The following is a 20,194-nucleotide window of genomic DNA, read 5'->3' as shown; positions in this document are numbered from 1 at the left end:
GACCGTAGTGTCGTGGGTCATGAACGACTTCGGCGGGGACCTGGAGCTACGCAGACTGATCGACCGTCAGGCCATCCACGACGTGGTCATGCGGTACTGCCGGGGGATCGATCGCATGGACCTCGACGCCGTCCGCGCGTGTTACCACCCCGACGCCACCGACGAGCACGGCAGCTTCGCCGGGACGGTGGACGAATACCTCGCGTGGATCGGTCGCCTGCTCCCCCGATACACCTCGACCATGCATCTCACCGGCAACCACCTGGTGGAATTCCGCGACGACACGCCCGATCTCGCCCGTTCGGAGACGTACGGAACCGCCTTCCACCGCAGCGCCGACCCCGCGCCCAGGGGCAACCTGATCACCGGATTCCGCTACATCGACGACTTCGCCCGGCGCGACGGCGTGTGGCGCATCGCCCGCCGCGTGGCCACCACCGAGTGGGTCCGGGTCGACGACGCGGCGGGACAGTGGCCGGTGCCCGAGGGCATCCGGACGGGCCGACGGGACCGCACCGACGCGGTGTACGCGCCCTTCCCCATCGCCCCGCCCGAAACCGGTCCGAACGACCGTGGCCGGACGGATCCGGGCGAGTCCTAGTCGGTCGACTCCGCCGCGACCTCGACCGGCCGGCGGAACACCCGCGTCGCGTGGATCTCGCCGACGATCTGCGGCGCGTCCGGCTCCTGCGGCACCGGCAACCCGGGCCGCAGATGCTCCTCGACCGAGATGTACTTGAGCCCCGCGCGCAGGTCCGCGTCGTTGCGCAAGCGCACCACCAACGGGAACTCGGCCAACGCCGTGGTGTCGAACAACCCGGTCGTGTAGACCAGTTGCACACCCAGCGCGTCCGCGACCGCGCGTTGCAGCTCGAGCAGATACGACGCGTTGGCCCGCCCGATCGGGTTGTCCAGGAACAACGTGCCCGCGTGCCGGTGCCGGGCCCGACCACGATCGTTGCTGCGCAGGGCGGCCATCGTGCAGTACAGCGCGATGGCCGCGGTGAGCAGCTGCCCACCGGAGAACACGTCACCCATCTGGCCCACCGGCACCCGCTCGGCACGCAGCACCGAGTCCGGCTTGAGGATCTCCACCTGTACCCCGCGCGGACGCAGCGCCGCGTGCACCCCGCGCAGCAGCAGCGTCATCCCGTCCCGGCGCACGCCGCCGACCGTGCCGTCGCGACCGCGCTTGATCGTGCGCGTGGCCTCGTCGACCACCTCGCCCAGCGCCTCCACCAGGCCCGCCGCGTCCGGCTCGTCGAACCTGATCCGCAGGAACTCCTGGCCGGACCACTCGCCGAGTTCCTCCGGCAACCGGGACAACCGCTGGGCCGCGCGCAGCGTGGTCAGCGCGGCCTCGACCATGCCGCGCATCCGGTCCACGATGCTGTCCCGGTTGCGCTCGATCTGGCGCAGTTCGTCGGTGAGCACCCGCAGGCGCGGCGCGAAGGCGGCCGACCACGCGGGCGCGTGCTCGGCCAGCGCGGCCGGCGGCAGCTCCCGGATCTGCTGCCGGGCGGGCATCCGGACCTGCTCGAATCGGGTCGCGCCGGCGTGCCGCACCAGCGTCTCGATGCGATCGCGGACCTGACTCTCGGCCGCGGACAACTCGGCCGCGGCCGCGCGCAGCGCCCGCCGGCACGTGGTCGCCGCGTCCCGGGCGTCCGCGACCGGGCTCGCGAACGGCGTCGCGGGCGGCTGCTCGGGATCCACCGCCATCGTCGGCAGCGTGTCCGTGAGCGAGGCCGCCACCTCGCCGAAGGCACCCGCCGCGTGGTCCGCGTCGGTGTGCTCACGGGCCAACCGGCCGTGCGTCTCGCGCGCCGAGGTCAGCGCCTCGGTACGCCCGGCGTGCTCGGCGCCGGCGGCGCGCAGCAGTTCGAGCGCGTGCGCGCCGTCCCGGGGACGCTGCTCCTCGGGCAGGTCCAGGTGATGCTCGCGGCCCTCGGCCGGAGCATGCCGCTCGACCTCGCCGCGCAACCGGCCGAGCAGCTCGCTGGCCGCGTCGGCCCGGCCCTCCAGGGTGCGTACGTGGTCCTCCGCGCGGCCGGCCGCGGCCAATCGGGACGGGCCGTCGGAGCCGTCGAATCCGTCGAGCAGTTCGGCCGCCTGCCGGCGCACCTTCGCGCTCAGCCGGTCCAGCGTGCTCTGTGCGGCGGACTCCTCGCTCTCCGCCCGGGCCTGCTCGGCACGCAGATCGGCGCCCACACCGACCTTTTCGTACAGCGCGCGGGCGGTGCGGTACGCCTCACGCAGCGCGGGCAGCGACGCGCGCGCGGCGGCCTCGTCGGCCGGCGCGTCGGCGACCTGCTCCTCCAGCGCGCCGGTGATCTCGGCGCGCTCCTCGCGCAGCGCGCGAGCGGTCCGCCGGGCGTCGTCGGCCGAGCGCTGCGCCTGCCTGCGGTCCTCGTCGGCGGTCCGGGCCAGCGTACGGTCCGCCTCGACGCCCGCCTCGTGTTCGGCGGTCTCCTGCTCCAACTCGCGGATCCGGCGCGCCCATCCGGCCCGCTCGCGCAGCCGGAAGGCCAGCCCCGCCAAGGCGTCCGCCCGGCGGCGCGCGGTCTGCGCGGCGTCCATCCGCCGGTCCCGCCGGTCCACCGCCTGTACGCGGGCCTGCTCGGCGCTCACCGCGGCGATCTCCGCGGCCTCCCCGGCCGCCTGCGCGGCGGCCAGTTCGTGCCGCGCCTCGCTCACCGCTTCGAACAGCGCGGCCGGCCGGCCCGCCGGACACGCGGCCCGCCAGGTCGCCAGCCGCCCGGCCAACGCGCGGTCCCCCTCCAGCCGCGCGGCCCGGACCCGGATCGCCTCCTGCCGCTCGCCGGCCCGACGGCGCAGCGCGTCCCGCTCGGTGTCCGCGGCCCGTTCGTCGTGCATCGCCGGGTTCGGCGGCACCAGGAAGGTGTCCGGGCGGTCCACGCCGGGCTCCAGCAGCGCCTCGGGGGTACCCACCGCGACCGCCGAGCGCGGCAACAGCGCGGCCTCGGCGAGCACGTCCCGGGCCCGGTCCATCGCGTTGTGCATGGTCACGATCACGCCGTCGACCAGCTCGGGGCGGGCCGCGAGCACTGCGGAGTGCCGCTCGGCGGGTACCGACTGGGCCAGGTAGCGCCAGCCCGGCAGTGCCGGAATGCCGTGCTCGCCCAGGAGTTCGACCGCTGCCAGCACATCCGGCCCGGCGGGCAGCAGACCGCCGTCGCCGAGCGCGCCCAGGATCCGCGAGTCGTCGGCGGCGCCGGTGCGCAACTGGAACAGCGTGCGCTCGCCGTCGGACACCGCCTCCGCGAGCAGTTCGCGCAACACGTCGGCGGCCCGGTCGAAGGACTGCGCGGCCTGCTCGCCGACCGCGACCTCGGCGTCCGGGCCGAGCAGTTCGGCCACCCGCGGATCGGCCGCCAACGCCGCCGCGCCCGCGTGCACGGCGGTCAGGTCGGCCTCGGCCACACCGAGGCGGTCCGCGGCCCGCGCCGCGGCCAACTCGGCCCGGCCGCGCGCCGACTCGGCCTCGCGCACACCCGCCGCGAGTTGTTCGGCACTGACCCGGGCCTCCGCCCACGCGGCAGACGCGGCCTTCTCCTCGTCCGAGGCGCGCGCGGCGGACTCGGCCGGATCGCCGTCGTCGTCGATCCAGCCCGCCTGCACCGCCAGATCGAGTTCGGCGCCCACCTCGGCGAGTCGGCCGCGCAGGTGCGCCGCCTCGCTGCGGGTGCGCTGCGCCTCGGTCGCCGCGGTGGTGGCCGCCCGCTGGGCCCGCTCGCCCCGGTCCTGGAGTTCGGCGGCCCGGCGTTCCTCGGTGTCCGCCCGGCCCTCGGCCCCGGCGGCGGCCGCGTGCAGCGCGCGCACCAGCGCGCCGGCCGCCTCCTGCCGGGCGGCCAGCGCGGGCGCGGCGTCCCGCTCGGCCGCCCGGATCGCCACGTCCACCCGCTCGGAGCGGTCCACCGCCGCCCGGTGCCGCAGCACCGCCTCGGTGGCCAGCCAGGCCGAGTGCAGCCCGCGTGCGTCGGCCAGTTCGCGCTTGAGCCGCGCGGCGTCCTTCTCCGCGGCGGTCAACCGCATGCCCGCGTGCCGGTGGGTGATCTCGGCGGTGACCAGGGCGGCGTGTGCCCGAGCCCGCTCGGCGGCGTCCACCGCGGCAGCGGATTCGGCCACCCGGCGGGCCAGTTCGGCGGCCCGCTCACGCTCGCGTTCGGCCCGGGCACCCAGTTCGCGGCCGAGCCCGCGCGCGGCGTCCTCGGCGCCGCGATGCGCCGCCCGCACCCTGGTGCGTCGGCCGGCCGCCTCGCTCACCGCGTCGAGCAGTTCCACCGCGCCCTCGACGAAGTCCCGCTCGGCGGTCAACTCGGCCCGCTGGGCGAGCTTGACCGCGAACCCGTCGACCAGGTCGGCCAGCCCGTCGGTGTCCGCCGGATCGGACACCGCGCGCAGCAGCAGGTCGACGAAGTCCGCGTCGTTCTTGACCGCGAACAGGCCCGCCGCCTCGCCCTCGTCCGCGTTCATCTCACGCTGGTAGCGGAACAGTTCGGGGTCCAGGCCGAGCGCGTTCAGGTGCTCGATCCAGCGGTCGTGGATCTCCTCCCACACCACGTCCACGTCCGGGTAGACCTTGTGCAGTTCGGTCATCGCGTCCCGGAAGCCGCGCATGGTCCGCCGCCGCCCGCCGACCTGCACCGGCAGCCCCTCCAGGGTGAGCCCGGGACCGGGCCGGAAGGAGTACCAGCTCTCGGCGAACTTGCGCGGGTCGGAGGAGACCTGACGCCCGCGCCACTCGCTGACCTTGCCGACCACGACCGTCTCGCCGGTGAGCACGTGCTGCCACTCCAGCGCGACGTGCCCGCAGTCGTCGGCGAGCAGGAACTTGCGCAGCACACCCGAGCTGGCGCCACCCAGCGTGTTGCGGTGTCCGGGCAACATCACCGAGAAGATCAGCTTGAGCAGGACCGACTTGCCACCGCCGTTCTCCAGGAACAACACGCCCGCCGGCGCCGGCCGGCGTGGCGGCCCGACCGGCTCGCCCTCGAACAACTGCGCCTGCCTGGGCGCCGGGTCGGGCACGGGCGCGCCGACTCCGCGCAGGTCCAGCACGGTGTCGGCGTAACGCGCACCGGCGGGCCCGATGGAGAACAGGCGGACCCGGGACAGCTCGTACATCGGCGGTCAAATCTCTCTGGTCGAAGCGCGGGACAAGACGATCACACAGCGGTCGAACAACACAGCGAAGAACACTCGGCGGGCGAAGCGCCCGGGAACACCCGGCACCCGCCGCCCACTCGGGGCCGGACCCGGACCGGCCGAGTCCGGGACGAGCCGGCTCCGGGACGACTCGGACTCCGCGACGGGGCGAATCCCCACACCCGCCGGCCCCCGTACCCGTCAGACCCCGTGAAAGGGCAACCCGGCGCCGGGCGCCAACTCGCCGCCGTCGGTCGCGGCGGCCAGCAGGCTGGGGCTGCCGTCGGTCACCGCCACCACGCCCAGCTCGAGCAGTTCGGACATCGCCGCCGAACCGGCCGTGTCGCGCACCTGCAGCTGATAACGCGCGGTCGTGCGGTAGGTGCCGCCCGCGTCGTCGGAGACCCGGTGCAGGAAGCCCGAGTCGACCAGGAACGCAACCGCCTTGGCCACGATGCCGATGGTGGACGCGGCCAGCCGGCGGGCGTCCTTGGTCGCGCCGGTGGCGCTGCGCCGGGCGTAGACCCGCCAGGCGACCTCCAGGCCGGGGCCGTCCACCTCGGGGTCACTGATCTCGCCGCGCTGCTCGGCGCGTTCCTCCAGGCGCAGGCAGGCCTGGCGGACGAACGCGTCCACGCCGTGCACGCTGAGCCGGCCCACGTAGGCGTCGTCGGCGAGGTCCTCGGGACGTGGGAAGGCCATCGCGGCGACCGCGAGGTGGGCGAGGCCGTGCAGGAACCGGTCGGTCGACTCGGTGCCGGCCCGGCGCGCGTAGTCGCCCATCCGGACCGCGAACACCGAGTCCTCGCCGGCGGTCACCGCCATCCCGGCGCGCGGTGACACCTCCAGAACCACCAGGCCCAAACCCGCCGCTACCGCCGCGGCCAGCGCCGCGAAGCGCGGGTCCTCGCGGTGTCTGCGGATCAGGTCGGCGTACTCGGCGTCGCGCGCGGGCAGCAGCTTGGGCTGGAGGCCGTAGGCGACCAGGCGTGCGGCGTCGCCGACGTCGGCCGAGGTGATCGGCGCGGCCTCGCCGGCCGTGTCGTGGTTCATGCGGGGGTGGGGCCTTCCGGCTCGGGTCGCGCGCCGGTCAGAACCGCCGTGCCGATGATCAGGTCGGCGCCGCCGACCTCGGGGTCGTCGAGTTCGGTGCCGTCGTCGACGGCCACCAGGAGGGTGCGGTCACCCTGCCGCAGCGCGGTGCCCACCGGCGGCGAGGCCGCGTGGAAGGCCAGCAGCGCGACCAGGTAGCCGAGGTCGGGATCCGCCTCGCGGGCCTCGGCGAGCAGCCCGGAGAGCCTGCGCGGGGTCTCCGGCGGGATGTCCAGGAGCAGCGCCGCCGCGTCGTGCTGGCTCTCGCTGTAGCGGCTGTCGTCGGGGGTGAGCGACACGTCCGGCTCGGGCAGTTCGGCGCCGAGGTGGTCGCGCGGGGCGGGCGGGGTGAGCAGCATCTCGGTCAGATCGTGCAGGCGCACCGCGACCGGGGTGCGCAGACCCGTGCCCGCCGCGAAGAACCGGTCGGTCACCCGGCGTGCGTCGCCGACCGGCAACTCCAGGAGCGGGCGCAGCAGTTGCCCGTACAGGTCGAGCCCGGTGCGGGTGCTCGGCGCGGCGAACGCCTGCCGATCCTGCTCGGCGCGGAACAGCGGCCCGGCCTCCATCAGCCGGGTCTGCAACTGGGTGTGCCGGCGGATGCAGTCCTGCACGATGTCGACCAGTTCGGCCGCGCCGCGCTTGCGCTCGCTCTCCTCGGCCTCGTCCCGGGCCCGCCGGATGTTGATCAGGATCGCGTTCTCGTGCCGGTAGCGGTCGGCGACGTGCTCGAACGCCTCGTCGATGAGGTCCGGCACGGCCCGCAACCAGTCCACCGCGCGCACGTTGCGCCGGGTCGCGTCCAGCGCGCGGCGCAGCGATTCGGCGTACTGCACGGTGCGGTAGCGGGCCTGTTCGGCGGCGAACCGCGCCTCGGCCAGTCGGCCGCGCCGGATCAGGTGTTCGAGCTTGACGTCGGCGGCGATCTGCGCGCTGGTGACGTCCGTGTCCAGCGCGCCGACGAGCACGTTGATCGCCTCGTCGGTGGCGCGCAGGAAGATGTGCCCGTCCGGGCCGGGAACCTCTTCGAGCAGTTTGAAGTCGTAGTCGCGTCGGATGTACTCACCCTCGCGGGTCCACATCCCGTAGACCGCGCGAAAGCCCCGGTCGACACTGCCGACGTTGATCAGGTTCTCCAGCACCCAGCGGGCGACACGTTCGTACTCGGCGGGATCGCGTCCGGGCGCCTGCGCGGCCACCCGGGGGCGCAGCCGGGCGACGATCTCGTCGTGGTCGGCGCCGGTGTCGAAGTCCATCGTGACCGTGACCAGGTCGATCGCGGTGAGGCCGAGTTCGGCCATCGCGTAGACGGTGTACTCGCCCGCCAGGTTGGCCTTGCGCGCCTCCAGGTCGTGCAGGGGCGCGGTGCAGGCGAGGGCCTTGAGGCGGCGGGCGAGCCCCTCCTCGGTCACCCCGGAGCGCGGGTGTGCCGCGCCCGGGGGCAGCGCCGTACCGAGGGTCGGCGGCAGCTCCCCGGGCAGGACGGCTCGGGCGGAAACGGTCATGGGAGTAGAGCCTAGGACGTTCGGCCGACAGCTTCGGACACGCCCTGGGGCCCCGGGGGCCGAACGGGGGCGCGGGTCGGCGGGCGAGCGGCTACATCTCGCTCAGCCTGGCCAGCGCGGCGGTGCGCACCTCGTCGTGCTCGGCCGGGTCGCCCGCGAGTCGGCGCAGGCGCGTCACGGCCTCGGGGCGGCGCGCGTCCACGTGGCGCGCGGCGATCAGTCGGGTGTCGGCCTGGCAGTCCCACAGGGCTTCGACGGCGGTCCCGGCGGCGAACGAGGGCTCTATCCGGGCCAGGGTGCGCACCGCGCACGCGCGCAGTCCGGCGGAGGCGGCCTCCCGGTAGACGCCCCGGACCAGGTCGAGCGCGTCGACCAGGGCCAGGCGCCCTATCCCGGAGACCAGGTCGCACAGTCGGAAGTGGTCGGCCTGGTCGGTGATCGGGGCGCCGACGCGCATCGGCTCGGCCACCCGGGTGCGCAGCGCGGCCAACAGGATCGGTCCGTCGACGGGTTCCCCGGCGCCGGCCAGTATCCGTATCGCGACCTCGCCGAGCAGGTCCTCGCGGCCGGCCCAGGTGCGGGCCCGCTCGACCGCGGCCGGGCTGCGCAGCCCGCCGATGGCGTGTGCGGCGGCGAGCCGCACGCCGGTCGGCGCCTCCGGCGCCAGCGCGCCCTCGGCCAGGTCCAGGAGCGCGCCGTCGCCCTGTTCGCCCAGGTATCTCAGCGCGGCGGCCCGGGCGCCGTCGGGGCCGGCCCAGGCGGCGGCCAGGATCGCGCCCCGGTGCTCGGGGCCGGCCACGGCGCCGAGCCGTCGTCCGCACGCGAGTGATTGTCGGGGGCCGTCGGCGGCCTCGGAGAGCACCTGGTCGACGGTCTGCGCGGGCGCGGTCGGACCGGCGGGGGTCTTGACCGAGCGGGTCAACTCCCAGTTCCACCAGTCCAGGTCGACCTGCTCGACGACCGTGCGCACGCGCTCGTCCTCGGCGGCCCAGACCCGCCACGGGCGCATCCCGGTGGAGCGCTTGACGCAGTCGTAGAGCTCGTCGTCCTCGCCGCGGTCCAGGACCACCTCCAGCAGACCGGTCAGGGCCGCGTCGTGGCCGATCGCGGCGAGCCGGTCCAGCGCCTCGGGCCAGTCGCGGCCCTCCTGGACGTAGTCCCGCAGCAGCGTGATCGCGTCGGCGCGGCCCAGCCGGGCGAGGGTGCCGAGGACGGCGAGCGGGAGCGCGGTACGGTCCGCGTCCTCGTCGGTCCAGTCGTCGTCACACAGCAGGTGTCGGGCAAGGCCGTCGAGGCCGGCGTCGAGGTCCGCGTACAGGCGCGCGTAGTACAGCGACCGCGACTCGGTGGCCGGAACGGTGCGGGGATCGCGGACCACACAGCCGTCGAGCGCGTCGAGCACAGCGACGCGGTCGGCGACGAGGGCCCGCCGGGCGCCCTGACCGTGGCCGCTGCGAAGCAGGCCAAGGAGGGCGTCATGCGAGGTGATGACCGGATCGAACATGCCGCAAGCATCGGTGGCCGGCAACCCTGGAGCAACAGGATTTAGGACACATGTACCCGTTGCCCGTTGTTTCGGGGAAACCTCGTCGCTGTTTCGTCACCCGAAGCTACGAACTGTACCGACCTCGTTCGTGTGTGCGACCCGCGGGTGTGATGGGCGTACGCGCCGCGCGGGGCGATCCGCGGGCAGCCGTGCGGGGGCGACACCCACAGGGCGATCCGCCCCACCCCGGCCGGCCGACCCGGGTCGACCCCTCCGTGGCCGGGCCCGGCCGGCGCGCCTCAGTGCTGTTTGGGCACCTGGACGCGCGGCCGGTCGCGCCGGACGGTCCCGTAGTCCTCGCCGTCGAGCGGGCCGAGCACGCTCGCCGGGACGAACGACTCCATCGCCCAGGCCCGGGTCCGCACGTCGGCCGCGAAGCCGTACGCCCCCCAGACGGGCCAGCGCACGCGGGCGCGCCAGGTGCCGTCCCGGTACTGATGCCAGCTCACCAGGGTGACCTCGAGGTGCTGCCCGTCCGGAAGGACCATGCGCACGCGCGGACCCGCGGCGTGCAGATCCGCCTCCTTGCGTCGCTCGCCGATCGGGCCCGGCGGCGGCTCCCGAAGACCGGGCTCCGCGAGAGGAGGGGGCGACTCGCCGGCGGCGGTCGGATTCGGTACGACTGCGGTCTTGCTGCTCACGCGGCCATTGTGCGGCGCGGCGGCGGCGCGCCGGCCGGAAAGCGCGCCCGCACGCACGCGTCCCACCCGTACGGCGCATGCGCGCGCCACGCGAGTGGGACGGTGGGGTGGTGCGGTCGGTCAGGACACCACCCGGAGTTCGGCCGGGCCGACCACGCTCAGGCCGAGCACCGCGGCCAGGTCCTCGACCAGGTTGGCGGCCTGGTCCGGGGTCAGTCGTTCGACCGTCCACTCGTCGGTGGGGCGGCCCTGTTCGTCGGTGTGCGGGCCGAATCGCAGTTCGATCGGACGATCGGCGTCGGCGGACGGCAGCACCGGAACCCGGGCCACCAGGGTGACATTGTTCGACATGACGTCGACTCCCTTCGGAGAGCGAAAACGATCGCCGTTGTCATTGCCGGTCACCACTCACGCTCGCACCGCGTTCGGACGGTGTCCAGGTGTCTCCGGTGGCACAAGGAGCGCACGAGGCGCACCCCGACGCGTCGAAAGGCCCCGGCACGCGTCGCGCGCCGGGGCCTCGAGTCGAGCGGTTCCTTCGTGTGAGGGAATCGCCAACGGCCCGTCGCCGTATCCGATTCCCCCGGTGGGTCAGCCGAAGAAGGCCTTCACCACCGGTCCCGCCGCCGAGCCGCCGGACTTGCCCTTCTCGACCAGGACCGCGATCGCGACGTCGTCCTTGAACGCGATCATCCAGCCGTGCGTGAGGGTCTCGCCCTTCTCGTCGAACTCGGCGGTACCGGTCTTGGCGCCCACCGTGCCCGGGATGCCCTGGAGCATCTTGCCCGAGCCGTTGGCCACCACGCCCTGCATGAGCGCCTTGAGCTGACCGGCGATGGCCGGGTCCAGGTCGTGCGAGGGCACCCGTCCGGGCACGTCGTCCGGCGCGAGCACGGGCTGGTTGAACTTGCCGGAGGCGATCGTCGCGGCGACCGAGGCCATCACCAGCGGGCTGGCCAGCACCCGACCCTGGCCGATCATCGACGCGGCCTTGTCGTTCTCGCTGTTGGCCGCGGGCACCGAACCGTCGAAGGTCGCCGTGCCGACGTCCCACTTGGCGCCTATCCCGAACTGCTCGCCGGCCAGCTTGTTCAGCGTGTCGTTGTCGATCTTGGACCGGTTGCCGATGAAGGCCGTGTTGCAGGACTGCGCGAAGTCCTCCTGGAAGAGCGCGTTCGGCATCGGCTGGAGACCGTCGTAGTTCTTGAAGGTCTGGCCGTTGACCACGAGCGTGTTCTCACACGGCACCTTGTCGGTCGGCTTCAGGCCCGCCCGCAACAGCGCTCCGGAGGAGACCGTCTTGAAGGTCGAGCCCGGTGGGTACCGACCGGTGAACGCGCGGTTGTCGCCGTTCGCAGGGGTGTTCGCGGCACCCATGATCCCGCCGGTCTTGGCGTCGATCACCACGATCGAGGCGTTGTTGCCGCCGGTGACCGCCTTGAGCGCCTCCTCGGCCCGCTTCTGGGTGTTCGGGTCCAGGGTGGTCTTCAGCGGTTCGGACGGCTTGCCCTTGACGTCGACCAGGCTCGCCTTCTCGGCGCCCGCGGCATCCACGATGGTGATCTTCAGGGCCGCGGTGCCGGCCAGCTTCTTCTCGTAGCGGTACTGGAGCCCGGACGCGCCCACCGAGTCCGCCGAGGACGCGCTCGGGTCCGCGTTCTTGAGCAGGTCCGCGTTGTCGCCCGAGCCCACCGTGCCGACGATCTGCTTGGCCACGTCGCTGGTCTGCTGCGTGCCCTCCTTGACCTGGATCCCGGCCTGACCGGCCAGCTTGACCTGGCCGCCGCCGTCCCATTTCTCCTTGCGCAGGGTCACCAGCGGGAGCGACTGGTTCGGATCCGCGGCCGCGACCCGGGACTTGAGCTTGGGAATGTCCAGGTCGAACATCGGGTCGGCGAGCGCGGCGTACAGCGAGTCCGGGTTGGTGATCTTGGCGGGCCACAGGGACAACGCCACCACCGGCGTCGAGGTGGCCAGCGCCTTGCCCGAGCGGTCCAGGATCTCGCCGCGCTTGGGCAGCGTCCGGTCGCGCTTGATCTTCCCGGTGTCGGCGAGTTGGGGGTGCACGATGGTCTGCGTCCAGTGCACGGTGGACTTGCCGCTCGCGGTGACCACGGGGACCGTCGAGTCGATCTTGACCGGGTCGGCCACGCCCTTGAGGGTCAGCGTCGCGTTGTAGGTGAGCGTTGCGGGCGCGTTGTCCTTGCCCTTGGTGTACGTACCGGGCTTGTACTCGGCCTTGACGATGCCCAACTGCTTGCCGGTGGTGTCCAGCCCCTGCTGCGCCGTGGTGGGGTTGTCCGTGAAGGACGCCGCCTTCACCAGATCGCCGGCCTGCCACGCGCTCAGGAAGTTCCTGGCCGTGGTCTCGGACGTGTCCTTCTTCTCGTCACCGCCGCCACTGCACGAGGTCAACGCGGCCACCACGACGACGGACAACGCCAAGGGCACGGTCGACGGGAACCGCCGCTTCTTGCTGCCCACCAGATTCCTCCCGAACGTCCATGAACCCCCGGCGGCCCGCCGGAGGTCTTCGGTCACGCTACCCGGACCGCCGAACGACTTCGGCCATCGGGCAGCTGTACGACCGACTTGTGACCTGGTTGTTGAGGTGCTCCGAACGGGGGACGTGAGGGATCGCCCTCAACCCTTGCCGAACGGGAGCCGAATTCGCGACCGAAGGAAACCGGTCCCCCATCCGATGCGTCGGTAGGAGCATGAGGGTCCGCCGGGAAGGGGGCCCGAGTTGACCGTTGGCACCGTCGAGCAGGAGGAGAACGGGGCGATGGGGACCACACGGATCGCCATACCGACACCACCGCGTTACGGGTGGCAGGAGGACGCGGCTTGCAGGGGCCTGGACGCCGGCCTCTTCTTCGGTGACGACCAGGAGCGGCCCGGCGAGCGCCGGGCGCGCGAGCGGGTCGCCAAGAAGGTCTGCCTGTCCTGCCCCGTGCGGCGGCGCTGCCACGAGCACGCGATGTCGGTCCCGGAGCGCCGAGGTGTGTGGGCGGGTCTCGGTGAGACCGAACGCGCCGCACTGCTGCGCGAGCAGGAGCAGGAACACGCGCACGAGCACGAGCACGAGCGGGAGAAAACCACGACGGCGGCCTGATCGGGCCCGCGTCGGGCGTCGTCGGGCGCGCGGCCGGATCCGGGGTCAGGCCGGCAGGTCGTCCTCGGTGAGCAGCCCGCGCACGTCGAGTCGATCCCGCACGTGCGGCGCGCACGCGTCCACCACGACCGCCGCGCCGACCCACTCGGCGCCGGCCTCGGTGACCATCCGCCGCACGGCGCTGGCCTGCGCGCCGGTCTCGAGCCACTCGTCGACCAGGAGCACCCGATCGCCCGGTCGGAACAGCCGGCTCGGGACCACCAATGTGAGGCCACCGTCCTGGTATTCGGGCGGGGTGGCGGCACGCAGCATGGGATCGTCGCCGGGTCGTCGGCCGTCGCCGACGATCCGCCGATCCTTGCGGATCTCGACGAAGCCGACGCCCAGGTGCAGGGCCGTGATCGGACCCAGGACCAGGCCGCGCGTCTCGATGCCGACGATCAGCGTCGGCCGCGCCTCCGCGTGCAGCGCGCCCAGCCCGGGGCCCAACATCGCCAGCACCTCGGGATCGTGCCACCAGCCGGAGGCGTCGGCGAACGTGCCCCAGGGGGTCTCGCGCCAGGTGAACGCGTCCGCGAGTCGGCGCGCGATGGGTCCCACGCTGCCCTGACGGCTCGTCACCTCGGCGCACCCCGTTCCGTTCCGGCACCGGTCGTGGATCTTCGACCGGACAGGCTACCGGTGCGGGAACGATCGAATCCGCGAACCCGCCCGGGCGGCCCGCGGCACGGCGGCCGCCCGGGGGCGCGGTCAGTCCGCGCCGGGGCGGTCCAGCGGTTGTTCGACCAACGCGAGCACCCGACTGGCCATGAATCGCGCGGTCCGCACCACCGTGCCGGTGCGGGTCAGTTCGCTCACCTCGACGACTCCCCGGCGGACCGCGACGTCCACCCGGCGCCCCGCACGCGTCGCGGTCATCTCGTAGGTCTTGGTGCTGTCGCCCGCGTCGACCACTATCTCGACCCGATCGCCCTTCATACGTGCCCCCTTCGACCGATTACCTCCATCTTCTCCCACAGGTCCGACATCGACCGTCTCCCCGATGGGGGTGGTCCCGGCCCGACTCCGGGGCGCCTTACCGCGCCGGGCGCCGGGGTTCCTCTAACGTGTGTCGCACAGGGGATTCGGGCACACGACACCCGGACGACGGCACCACGCGAGGGGATCGGTCACACATGACGATGGTGCGGCTGCGACGGCAGGATCCGCGCATCGTCGGGTCCTATCGGCTGCTGCGTCGTCTCGGGGCCGGCGGCATGGGTGTGGTCTATCTCGGCGTGGACCGGCACGGCACCCGGGTCGCGCTCAAGCTGATCCGCCAGGAGCTGGCCGGAAACCCGGAGTTCCGCTCCCGCTTCGCGCGTGAGGTGGCCGCCGCGGCGATGGTGCGCGGCAACCGGACGGCCGCGCTGGTGGACGCCGACGCGGGCGCCGACCGCCCCTGGTTGGCCACCGTGTACGTCCCCGGGCCCTCGCTCCAGCGCCGAGTCGGCGAGCGCGGCCCGCTGGGCTGCCTGGACCTGGCCCGGGTCGGATCGGCGGTGGCCGACGGCCTGGTCTCCGTGCACGCGGTCGGCGTCGTACACCGCGACGTGAAGCCGTCCAACATCCTGTTGTCGCCGGACGGCCCGCAGATCATCGACTTCGGAATCGCCTACGCGGACGGCGCCGGCACCCTGACGGTGACCGGAACGGCGGTCGGCTCACCGGGATTTCTGGCCCCGGAGCAGGTGCGCGGACAGACCGTGACCCCGGCCACCGACATATTCGCGCTCGGCGTCACGCTCGCCTACGCGGGCCGCGGCGCCCCGCCGTTCGGGTCGGGACCGGTGGACGCGCTGCTGTACCGGGTCGTCCACGAGGAACCGGACCTGGAGGGCGTGCCGGAGCAGGTGGTGCCGTTGATCTCGGCCTGCCTGTCCAAGGATCCGCGGATGCGGCCCTCCGCCGAGCAGGTCCGCGAGCGGCTGGCCGCGATCGCCCGTCAGCGCGAGGCCGAACGCGGTACGCCGGCCCGCGGCCTGGAGGCGACGGCGTCGACCGCGGCGGCCTCGGTCGCGACCAAGGGTCCGGGCGGTGCGGCGCGGACCGACGGCGGCCCGACGGCCCCGGCCGCGCCGCGCGAGCGGGATCGGGATCGGGCCAGGCGCGAGGCGGCCCGTCGGGAGAGCGCGCGCCGGGACGAGGACACGCGTGCCGACCGGTCCGCGGCGGGCCGGGCCGACTCGGCTCGGGCGGATTCCGGGCGGATGCCGGTCGAGGGCCGTTCGGCGACCCGACCGGAGTCGGGTCGGCACGATTCGACCCGACCCGATGGCGGGCGACCCGACGCGCGGGGCCACGAAGGGCGCGGGCACGAAGGACGTGCACACGAGGGTCGTGGGCAGGACGGGCGTTCGACCGACGGCGGGCGGACGGACCCGGTTCGGCACGAGGCGGGGCGGGGCGATGCCGGTCGGCACGACGTCACCCGCGGCGAACGGACCGAGCGTGGTGACCCGGCGCGCGGCGCGGTGCCGGACCGCCCGGAGCGTACCGACCGCGCCGAGCGCACCGACCGTGCCGACGCCAAGCGTGCCGGCCGGGTCGACCACGGGCCGCGTTCGCGTGCCGGCACCGGCACTCCGCGTCGGCGCCGGCCGGAGGACCGACGGCGGTTGCTGATCCAGCAGTTGATCGTATTCATCGTGGTGACCGCCATCGCCGCGTTCGCCATCGCGGCGTTCCAGAACGACGGCGACGGCGGCGACGACGGCGTGAAGACCACGACCGCCGCCGAGCCCGCGCAAGCCCCGCCGGCGCCGGGACCGTTCCGGATCGGCCCGGCGCACGGCACCATCCCGATCGCCGACTGGTCCGACCGCACCTACTCGGACCCGTCCGCGGGCGGCGCCGGCGTCACCCTCGCCGACGGCACGGCGGTGGTCGGCAGCGACCGGATCACCCTCGCCGACGTGGTCCCGGCAAGCCTGGACGGCGCACCGGCGGTGATCGTGGTGCTCACCCGCTCCCCCGGCACCGGCGGCGCGGCAACCCACCTGGTCGAGCTCTTCCGGTTCGCCAATGGGACGCCGGTCGCGGTGGCGGCGCTGGCGGCGGCCGCCGATCCGCAGGCGGTGGCCACCCGATGGACGGTCACCGACGACGCGATCGTGCGCATCCGCTCCTATGTGGACGTCCCGGACGTGACCACCCGCTACGTCGTCGGCCCCGACGGCGTATTGGTCCCCGCCGGGGCATGAGGGGCCGCCCGACCGAATGGGCGAGCCCCGTCCCCCGTCCGTCCCCGTGCCGCCCGGCATCCTGATCGCCGAACCGGACCGAACCGGCGCGGGGCGCGAGACAAGCAGGCGCGAGACGGCCGTGCCGATTCGCCCGAGCCCGGACGACGACCACCGGACACCCACCACCGACCGACACGACACGACGAGGGGCACCCGGCCGAAGCCGGGTGCCCCTCGTCGTGGATCGGATCACATCTCGTCGGGTGAGCGGATCGTGCTGCCCGGCCTCAGCCGAACTGGCGCTCCAGGTCCTTCAGTTTGCGCTCCAGCGAGTCGAGCCGGGGCAGCGTCATCGTGTCGTCCTCGGCAGTGAGGTCGATGACGTCGCGGCGCTCGCCACCGGTGCCGGCAGTCGCCGCCGGGAGCTCGCTCGCGCGCGCGGAGGGGGCAAGAGCCGGACGGCCGGAAGGGTTGTTCGAGTCGGCTGAGCCGCCGTGGCCGGAAACGTCGTTTCCGGCTATAGCAGGCTCCGAGAGTGCTTCGGAGCCGCCACCTCCCGGCAGAGCAGCCATTTCCTGACGCGCGGCACCGCGACGGCCGAAGTGGCCGCCACCCTCGCCGCGACTGAGCGCCTTGAGCTGCGCGCGCTCGCGCTTGCCGTCGATCCGACGACGCTCGCGATCGTCCTGCTTGGCACGCTTGTCCTCGCGGACCTCCTCGACGGCCTCGTCGAGGGTGCGCACGCCTTCGAGCAGCATGAGCGACCACGCGTTGAACGTCTCGTGCGGGGCACGGAGCCACCGCACGATCCGGATCTGCGGCAACGGACGCGGGACCAGGCCCTGTTCGCGCAACGCGGCCCGACGGGTCTGCTTGAGCGCACGGTCGAACAGGACGGCCGCGGAGAGCGACATGCCGGCGAAGAACTGCGGGGCACCGGCGTGCATGTCGCCACGCGGCGCGTGCACCCAGTTGAACCAGGCCGAGGCACCCGCGAACGTCCAGACGAGTATCCGCGAACCGAGCGCCGCGTCGCCGTGGCTGGCCTCGCGCACCGCGAGCACGGAGCAGAACATCGCCGCCCCGTCGAGCCCGAACGGCACCAGGTATTCCCAGCCGTTGGCCAACCCGAGGTTCTCCCGGCCGAAGCCGACCAGGCCGTGGAACGACAGCGCGGCCGCGACACCGGCGCAGACGAACAGCAGGGTGTACGAGGCGACCCCGTACATCAGCTCCTTGCGCCGCCGACGGTCCTGCTCACGCTCCCAGTTGTCGGATCCTTCCCCGGTATCCGTCGCGTCGGCCTTGCGGCGTCGGACGACCAGATACGCCACAAGCGCCATAAGGGCGACCAGTTCCGCCAAGCCGACGAGGGCCCAGGCCAGGGGTACACCCATGATCTCCAACGAGCTTTGCCTCGCTTCCCGTTCCTGATCCGATTGCGCGGCGCCCCATACTGGCGGAATTTCGCCTGGTGCGGGTCGAATCCACCGAATATCCCGCGTGTGGGTGACAGGACATTCCCCTGCACAACCACTTTTTCGGCCGCCCGTGCGACCCCAACAGGCCACTGCGCCAATTAGGGCGACGCTCGACCGTACTGCACTTCCGCGCACACGCTAGTCCAAGATCACATTCGATCGAAATTGGCATGACACGATCGGCATGTCCTGGGAGAAATTAGGGAAGGGCCTTGCGCCCAATTCCGAACGATCGGAAGAAACATCTCAATAGACATAAGAAAGAGGAAGCAGATCACTACCAACCAAACACACAATGACGGGCGTTCGGGTGCAAAAACGGACGCGGACGATCGGATGAAACTGCATCGGACCGCCGCCTACCTGGACGGACGACCGTACACGCTGATCACGTTGCGACCGTCCACCACGGCCCGATTCGCCGTCAACCACTTCCACGACTCCTGGCACGTGCTGTCCGACCAGGCCGGGGCCCGGCTGTTCGCCCGGCTGCTGTGGGGCCTGGCCTACGGGCGGCACGAGAACACTCTCGTGGTGATCGATCGACGGTTCCTGACCCCGACCCCGTTCGAGGCCGAACCGTCGTTGCCCATCGTGCTGTTCGCGACCGAGCGCACACCCTTCGGGGGCCGGGCCGCACGCGACCTGCGCAGACTGTTGCCCGCGCCGGCCACCCCGCACGGCACCGTGCGCTGGCAAACCCACGGCCTGACCGCGGCACTCGCCGACCGGGAGGCGTGGCAGCAGGAGCATCCGGAGCCGCCCTGGGATTGGGAGCGGGAGCGCCGACTCAAGCGCAAACGGCACCATACGGTGCGTGACGGACTGTTGGTCCTGCCCGGGAACACCGACGCGCTGCTGCGCGAGGCCGTGCTGATCGCAAGCCTCGAGGTGTCCGCGAAGGCGCCGATGGCCTACGAGTACCTGCACCACTACGAGTTCCAGATCTTCCACGACTTCCGGCGCCGGGTCAGCGCGGCCCGCACCGCGCGCCGCGAGATCGGGTCGCTGCCGGTGCCGCCGGACCGGCACGCCGGCCCGGGCTACCACGAGGGCGACCTGGTCCGCCGACACATCTGGGTCCGGGGCACCGAGATCCGCAAGGAGCGGATGCGCGGGCGCCGTGTGGTCCACCGGCCGGCGCTCTACCAGACCCGCTCGATCAACGAGATCCAGCGCTCGGGCCCGACCCCGGGCGAACGCCGGGAGGCCGACCCCACCGACGAGTGAACCGGCTCACCCGGGTCCGGCCGGGTCGGCCGGTTCAGCCGAACGTCACCGCGTAGAAGGCGACCGCCGCCGCGGCGCCCACGTTGAGCGAGTCGACCCCGTGCGACATCGGGATCCGCACCAGCCGATCGGACGCGGCCAGCGCCTTGGCGGTCAGCCCGGGCCCCTCGGCACCGAGCATCAGCGCGCACCGGTCCAGATCCGCCGCGGGCAGTGCGTTGAGCGCGACCGACCCCTCGGCGGGAGTCAGCGCGAGCAGCGTCAGACCGGCTCCGCGCAACACGTCCAGCCCCCCGGGCCACGGCTCGAGTCGGGCGTAGGGCACCGAGAACACCGCCCCCATCGAGACCTTCACCGAACGCCGGTACAGCGGGTCCGCGCAGTCCGGCGACAACAACACGGCGTCCATGCCCAGCGCCGCCGCGCCCCGGAAGATCGCGCCCACGTTGGTGTGGTCGTTGACGCCCTCCAGAACCGCGACCCGCCGCGCCCCGGCCACCACATCAGCCGCCGCCGGCAACGGCTTGCGGCCCATCGAGGCGAGCGCGCCGCGATGTACCTGATAGCCCGTCACCTGCTCGACCACATCCGGACTGCTCACATACACCGGCACATCGGCGGCCTCGATCACATCCGCCATCGTCTCGATCCAACGCTCCGACAGCAGCATCGACCGCATCGGGTAACCCGCCGCGAGCGCCCGACGAATCACCTTCTCGCCCTCCGCCATGAACAGCCCCTCGGCCGGTTCACGACGACGGCGCAGCTCCACATCGGTCAGATCGGTGTAATCCACAAGCCGCGGGTCGGCACAGTCGTCAAGCAAAATCACGGACACCCCCTCAGTCTCCCAGCCCACCCGACACCCCCCGACAGCCCACCCACCGCCCCATGGCCCGGCACGCGACGCACCGTCCGGCAACCAACCCGCCTCGCCGGCACCGACCTCGCCCATCCGTCCACCGACAACCCGTCCGACAGGCCCCTCCCACAGCCCGCCCCACGCGCCCACTCAGCCCGTCCGGCGCCTGAGGACGCCCACCGCAGCTGCCTGCCGGCAGCCGCAGCCACCGCACCCCGAGCGCACCAATCCAGCCCACCCGGCGTTAGAGGACACCCACCGCAGGCACCCGCGACCCGCAACCACCGCACCTTGAGGGCACCGATCCGCCCGTCCGGCGTTTGAGGACC

Annotated in this window: 15 protein-coding genes; 4 read left to right on the top strand and 11 right to left on the bottom strand. The window is 73.1% G+C overall.

The window, feature by feature from the left end; translation table 11 throughout:
• Window positions 1-19: 19 nt before the first annotated feature.
• Window positions 20-601: a nuclear transport factor 2 family protein gene (locus ACIRL2_RS03515; RefSeq protein WP_402229884.1), complete on the top strand. Its 582-nt coding sequence runs from the start codon at window positions 20-22 to the stop codon at window positions 599-601.
• On the opposite strand, the gene ACIRL2_RS03510 is transcribed toward ACIRL2_RS03515, so the two are convergent.
• The 7 genes from ACIRL2_RS03510 to ACIRL2_RS03480 form a co-directional block, all read right to left on the bottom strand.
• Window positions 598-5,148 (bottom strand): hypothetical protein, encoded by a 4,551-nt coding sequence (locus ACIRL2_RS03510; protein WP_402229881.1) that lies wholly within the window; start codon window positions 5,146-5,148, stop codon window positions 598-600. The two genes, ACIRL2_RS03515 and ACIRL2_RS03510, sit on opposite strands and share 4 nt — an antisense overlap.
• Before the next feature lie 222 nt (window positions 5,149-5,370).
• The gene (locus ACIRL2_RS03505; RefSeq protein ID WP_395872177.1) at window positions 5,371-6,222 is read right to left on the bottom strand and encodes a hypothetical protein; all 852 of its coding nucleotides are present in this window, start codon (window positions 6,220-6,222) and stop codon (window positions 5,371-5,373) included.
• Complete coding sequence (locus ACIRL2_RS03500) at window positions 6,219-7,766, bottom strand: hypothetical protein (RefSeq protein WP_395872176.1); 1,548 nt, start codon at window positions 7,764-7,766, stop codon at window positions 6,219-6,221. Before ACIRL2_RS03500 ends, ACIRL2_RS03505 begins: the two co-directional genes overlap by 4 nt.
• 91 nt (window positions 7,767-7,857) lie before the next feature.
• The gene (locus ACIRL2_RS03495) at window positions 7,858-9,270 is read right to left on the bottom strand and encodes a HEAT repeat domain-containing protein (RefSeq protein WP_395872174.1); all 1,413 of its coding nucleotides are present in this window, start codon (window positions 9,268-9,270) and stop codon (window positions 7,858-7,860) included.
• Window positions 9,271-9,551: 281 nt separating this feature from the next.
• Entirely contained in the window at window positions 9,552-9,953 is a 402-nt protein-coding gene (locus tag ACIRL2_RS03490; RefSeq protein ID WP_395872172.1) for a hypothetical protein, read from the bottom strand.
• Window positions 9,954-10,073: 120 nt separating this feature from the next.
• Window positions 10,074-10,304 carry a hypothetical protein gene (locus ACIRL2_RS03485; protein ID WP_395872170.1) on the bottom strand — a complete coding sequence of 77 codons (231 nt, stop codon included), beginning with the start codon at window positions 10,302-10,304 and terminating at the stop codon, window positions 10,074-10,076.
• Window positions 10,305-10,544: 240 nt separating this feature from the next.
• Window positions 10,545-12,437: a penicillin-binding transpeptidase domain-containing protein gene (locus ACIRL2_RS03480; protein ID WP_402229878.1), complete on the bottom strand. Its 1,893-nt coding sequence runs from the start codon at window positions 12,435-12,437 to the stop codon at window positions 10,545-10,547.
• Between the two features lie 262 nt (window positions 12,438-12,699).
• Here ACIRL2_RS03480 and ACIRL2_RS03475 point away from each other — a divergent pair, with 262 nt between their 5' ends.
• Window positions 12,700-13,068, top strand: coding sequence for a WhiB family transcriptional regulator (locus tag ACIRL2_RS03475; protein WP_402229876.1), 369 nt, complete (start codon window positions 12,700-12,702; stop codon window positions 13,066-13,068).
• Between the two features lie 45 nt (window positions 13,069-13,113).
• Here the strand turns inward: ACIRL2_RS03475 and ACIRL2_RS03470 are convergent, their stop codons facing one another.
• On the bottom strand, window positions 13,114-13,689 hold the full coding sequence (locus tag ACIRL2_RS03470; protein WP_395872164.1) for a phosphoribosyltransferase family protein: 576 nt from the start codon (window positions 13,687-13,689) through the stop codon (window positions 13,114-13,116).
• Window positions 13,690-13,818: 129 nt separating this feature from the next.
• Complete coding sequence (locus ACIRL2_RS03465) at window positions 13,819-14,046, bottom strand: hypothetical protein (RefSeq protein ID WP_395872162.1); 228 nt, start codon at window positions 14,044-14,046, stop codon at window positions 13,819-13,821.
• Window positions 14,047-14,243: 197 nt separating this feature from the next.
• Between ACIRL2_RS03465 and ACIRL2_RS03460 the strand changes: the two genes are divergently transcribed.
• Complete coding sequence (locus ACIRL2_RS03460) at window positions 14,244-16,310, top strand: protein kinase (protein WP_402229872.1); 2,067 nt, start codon at window positions 14,244-14,246, stop codon at window positions 16,308-16,310.
• A gap of 269 nt (window positions 16,311-16,579) precedes the next feature.
• On the opposite strand, the gene ACIRL2_RS03455 is transcribed toward ACIRL2_RS03460, so the two are convergent.
• A complete protein-coding gene (locus ACIRL2_RS03455) occupies window positions 16,580-17,698 on the bottom strand; it encodes a DUF2637 domain-containing protein (RefSeq protein ID WP_395872158.1) in 1,119 nt (372 codons plus the stop codon).
• A gap of 411 nt (window positions 17,699-18,109) precedes the next feature.
• Between ACIRL2_RS03455 and ACIRL2_RS03450 the strand changes: the two genes are divergently transcribed.
• On the top strand, window positions 18,110-19,003 hold the full coding sequence (locus ACIRL2_RS03450; RefSeq protein ID WP_395872156.1) for a hypothetical protein: 894 nt from the start codon (window positions 18,110-18,112) through the stop codon (window positions 19,001-19,003).
• Between the two features lie 34 nt (window positions 19,004-19,037).
• Here the strand turns inward: ACIRL2_RS03450 and ACIRL2_RS03445 are convergent, their stop codons facing one another.
• Window positions 19,038-19,841, bottom strand: coding sequence for a TrmH family RNA methyltransferase (locus ACIRL2_RS03445; protein WP_402229869.1), 804 nt, complete (start codon window positions 19,839-19,841; stop codon window positions 19,038-19,040).
• Window positions 19,842-20,194 lie beyond the last annotated feature (353 nt).

The sequence above is a fragment of the Embleya sp. NPDC127516 genome, assembly GCF_044765325.1.
Classification (GTDB): Bacteria; Actinomycetota; Actinomycetes; order Streptomycetales; family Streptomycetaceae; genus Embleya.
The sequence above is the reverse complement of the archived record's forward strand: the minus strand, read 5'-3'. Positions and strand labels throughout refer to the sequence as shown.

Coding starts and splice junctions, on each gene's coding strand:
- ACIRL2_RS03510 (WP_402229881.1), bottom strand. CDS start 5,148: ATGTACGAGCTGTCCCGGGTCCGCCTGTTCTCCATCGGGCCCGCCGGT.
- ACIRL2_RS03515 (WP_402229884.1), top strand. CDS start 20: ATGAACGACTTCGGCGGGGACCTGGAGCTACGCAGACTGATCGACCGT.
- ACIRL2_RS03505 (WP_395872177.1), bottom strand. CDS start 6,222: ATGAACCACGACACGGCCGGCGAGGCCGCGCCGATCACCTCGGCCGAC.
- ACIRL2_RS03500 (WP_395872176.1), bottom strand. CDS start 7,766: ATGACCGTTTCCGCCCGAGCCGTCCTGCCCGGGGAGCTGCCGCCGACC.
- ACIRL2_RS03465 (WP_395872162.1), bottom strand. CDS start 14,046: ATGAAGGGCGATCGGGTCGAGATAGTGGTCGACGCGGGCGACAGCACC.
- ACIRL2_RS03495 (WP_395872174.1), bottom strand. CDS start 9,270: ATGTTCGATCCGGTCATCACCTCGCATGACGCCCTCCTTGGCCTGCTT.
- ACIRL2_RS03485 (WP_395872170.1), bottom strand. CDS start 10,304: ATGTCGAACAATGTCACCCTGGTGGCCCGGGTTCCGGTGCTGCCGTCC.
- ACIRL2_RS03450 (WP_395872156.1), top strand. CDS start 18,110: ATGAAACTGCATCGGACCGCCGCCTACCTGGACGGACGACCGTACACG.
- ACIRL2_RS03460 (WP_402229872.1), top strand. CDS start 14,244: ATGACGATGGTGCGGCTGCGACGGCAGGATCCGCGCATCGTCGGGTCC.